At 28.8% G+C, this 3,620-nt stretch carries 2 protein-coding genes; both read left to right on the top strand.

All coding sequences use genetic code 11. The features are described 5' to 3' along the window. Positions 1–174 precede the first annotated feature (174 nt). Positions 175–1,212, top strand: coding sequence for an ATP-binding protein (locus ACLVEP_RS09465; RefSeq protein WP_412584427.1), 1,038 nt, complete (start codon positions 175–177; stop codon positions 1,210–1,212). 3 nt (positions 1,213–1,215) lie between these two features. Next, the gene (locus ACLVEP_RS09460; RefSeq protein WP_412584426.1) at positions 1,216–3,447 is read left to right on the top strand and encodes a S8 family peptidase; all 2,232 of its coding nucleotides are present in this window, start codon (positions 1,216–1,218) and stop codon (positions 3,445–3,447) included. Positions 3,448–3,620: the final 173 nt, after the last annotated feature.

Genomic DNA, 3,620 nt, shown 5'->3' with positions numbered 1-3,620 from the left:
TTAAAGTGAGAATAACGGAGTTAAATCAAAAGATGTGTCAGATGGTTAATTAAGTGATTATTTGAATAAATGGAGAAATTTAACTATTTTGTTTATATAATAAATATTTGTCCCACTATATACATATGTGTCCCAATATGTTATCATATTAATGGAAATATGAGGGTGAGTAGAATGAAAAAAAAGAACATAGTGAATCTAATAAGGTATCATGTAGAAGGTAATGAAAATGCTTTTAGAGAAGAAGCTTACGGTATTGCTAATGAATTTGATGCTAAAGGAGATAATGAATTAGCAGAATATATCATGGCATTGATGTCGGATACAAATGTTATATATACGCAAAATTTTAATTATGAATCTGAATTTCTTGAAGAAGTAAATTTAAAGTCAACATCATTATTTTTACCAACTACTATTAGTCAAGAACTTATTGGTATTGCTAATGCAATTAATAATAAAGCAGAGGTTAATAAGTTTTTATTTGAAGGAGTACCGGGAACAGGAAAAACTGAGGCTGTAAAACAGCTTGCTAGAGTTCTTGATAGAAAAGTGTATATGGTTGATTTTTCAATGATTATTGATAGTAAATTAGGTCAAACACAAAAAAATATCACATCTTTATTTAAAGAAATAAATTCGTTTAGTAAACAGGATAGTGTTATTTTTTTGTTTGATGAAATTGATGCTCTTGCATTAGATCGTACAAATAGTCATGATTTAAGAGAAATGGGAAGAGCTACATCCACATTATTAAAAGGATTGGATAATTTAGCTTCAAGTGCAATTATTGTTGCAACAACAAACTTATTTGAAAATTTTGATAAAGCTATGACAAGAAGATTTGATTATATAATTCATTTTAACAATTATAGTAAAGAGAATTTAATGCAAGTAGCAGAAAAAATACTAGATAATATTCTTAAAAATCAAAAAAATGTTGAAAAAAATAAAAGGTTATTTAGAAAAATTCTTTCTTTATATGATGTTTTTCCTTATCCAGGTGAATTAAAAAATATAATCAAAACATCTGTTATTTTTAGTAATATGGAAGATAAGTATGACTATTTTAGACGCCTTTATTTTGCAGTAAAAGGGAATATACCTATGGATATTATAGAATTAAAAAATGAAGGATTTACAGTACGTGAAATAGAAATCCTTACAGGTATTTCTAAAAGCAGTGTATCTAGAGAATTGAAAGGAGACTAAAGTATGAATGAGATATTACAATTAAAAGGAACATTTGAATCTGCTAAAAATAGAGGAACTGTAGGAGCACCATCGCTTCCTAAAGGAGAAAAGGTAGAAGTTCACCATATAAGATCGTTAATATCTCAATTAGTTGAAATTAAAAATTATTGGCATGATCATCCTGATATCAAAGGTGCTCTTGTAAGTGTCCATTATGATCGTGTTGTTGCTAAAAGCCATCGTATAAAATGCTTATTAAAAGAAGCAGGAAAAACAACGAATGTGTCTATAAGAGGATCAAAGTTTGAACACCACAATGGAAATATATGTCATGTGTTTACGCATTTTATAAATTTAGATGCTTTATATAATACAATTAATATGTTACAAGAAATTGAAAATATTATGGTCTATTATTTTAATGGGACTATTACAAATATAGAGCTTAAAAAAATTAATAAAAAGGGTATTCCTGATACAAAGTATTCAAAGTCAACTTTATCTAAAGCAATTGTTGATTGTTTTTATGTCAGTTATTTTGCTATTGATAAAGATTTAAATGAGTCTCCGAAAGATTCAATTGTAACAATCTATAAAACGGGGGTAGATTCTGCTGAATTGTTACAGTCTATTGGTATTAATCTTGGAAAAATGAAAATGTTGAATGAAACGACATTCCATTTAAAAAAAGAAGAGCTAGATATTTTGAAACAATCTATGCCTTATTTAATAGCAATGAGTGTTTCAGACATATCTGAATGGAATAAAGAAGATATTCTAGATAACCATTATGATGAAGAAATAATAACAATTCCTGATCCAATAAATGAGCCCACAATAGGAGTTATTGATACTCAATTTGATGATCAAGTTTATTTTTCTAAATGGGTTGATTCAAAGAATTTAGTAGATTCTAATATTGAAATAAGGCCTAAAGATAAAGAACATGGTACAGCTGTATGTTCGATTATTGTAGATGGTCCAACTATCAATCCTAATTTAGATGATGGGTGTGGTCGCTTTAAAGTTCGTCATTTTGGTGTGGCAGTAGAAGGTAAATTTAGTTCAATATCGGTATTAAAAAATATTGAAAAAATAGTTAAAAAAAATCTAGATATCAAAGTATGGAATTTATCGTTAGGAGCCTTATTAGAAATAGAAGAAAATTTTGTTTCTCCAGAGGGAGCGCTTCTTGATCGTTTACAAAATGAATATGATATTGTTTTTGTTGTTGCTGGAACGAATAAAGGAAGTAGTACAAAAGAAAATATGAAAATAGGAGCACCTGCAGATTCTATTAATTCAATTGTTGTAAATTCAGTTGATTTTTCAAATCAACCAGCTTCTTATGGAAGATGTGGGCCTGTACTTTCTTTCTTTCATAAACCTGATGTAAGTTATTATGGTGGAGATGTTGATAAAGCAATTGATGTTTGTGAACCATTAGGAAAATGGGGACGAATTGGAACATCTTATGCAGCTCCATGGATTTCTCGTAAAATGGCCTATTTAATACATAAAATGGGATTTTCTAGAGAAGTGGCTAAAGCATTGTTGATTGACTCTGCTGCTGGATGGAATAGAAGAGATGATCATACTTTTAGAGTGGGATTTGGCGTTGTTCCTAGAAAAATAGAAGATATTTTAAAAACAAATGAAGATGAAATAAAATTTATTCTTTCAGGTACGGTCAATAATTATGAAACATTTACTTATAATATACCTGTTCCTCGTGATGAAAAAGGATTTCCTTATATAGCACGAGCAACATTGGCTTATTATCCCAAATGTGATCGTAATCAAGGCGTTGATTATACTTGTAGTGAGATGGATATACATTTTGGTAGAGTTAAGGAAAAAGACGGTAAAGTATCTATTAAAGCGATTAATAATAACTCACAAGGTGATGAAAATGGTGAAAAGCTTTTTGAAACAAATGCACGTAAAATGTATCGCAAATGGGATAATGTAAAACATATTAGTGAAAAATTAACTTCCAATGCACGTTCAAAAAAAATATATGGAGCTGGGAACTGGGGTTTAATGATTCGAAAAAAAGAACGACTTGATGATAATGCTGGATTAGGCATGAAATTTGGAGTTGTTGTGACATTGAAAGAAATTAATGGACTCAATCGTATCCAAGATTTTATAAATCTTTGTCGTGTACATGGATGGCTTGTAAATAAAGTAGATGTTGAACTTAATAATACAATCTATGATATGGCAGAAGAAGAAATCGAATGGGATTAATATTTAATAAAGAAATAGGGAGGAAAAAAGAAATGGATATTTTTTTATCATATTGTTGGAAAGATGACGAAGTAGTAAATAAGATATATGATTATTTTAAAAATAATCACAGTATTACAGTAAGCGACAAATAATTAAGCACTTATAAATAATAGAATAATTCAATACAATAA

It is taken from the genome of Faecalibacillus sp. (assembly GCF_047023275.1).
GTDB lineage: Bacteria > Bacillota_I > Bacilli_A > Erysipelotrichales > Coprobacillaceae > Faecalibacillus.
Note: the sequence above shows the minus strand (reverse complement) of the source record. Positions and strands in the feature narration are given on the sequence as shown.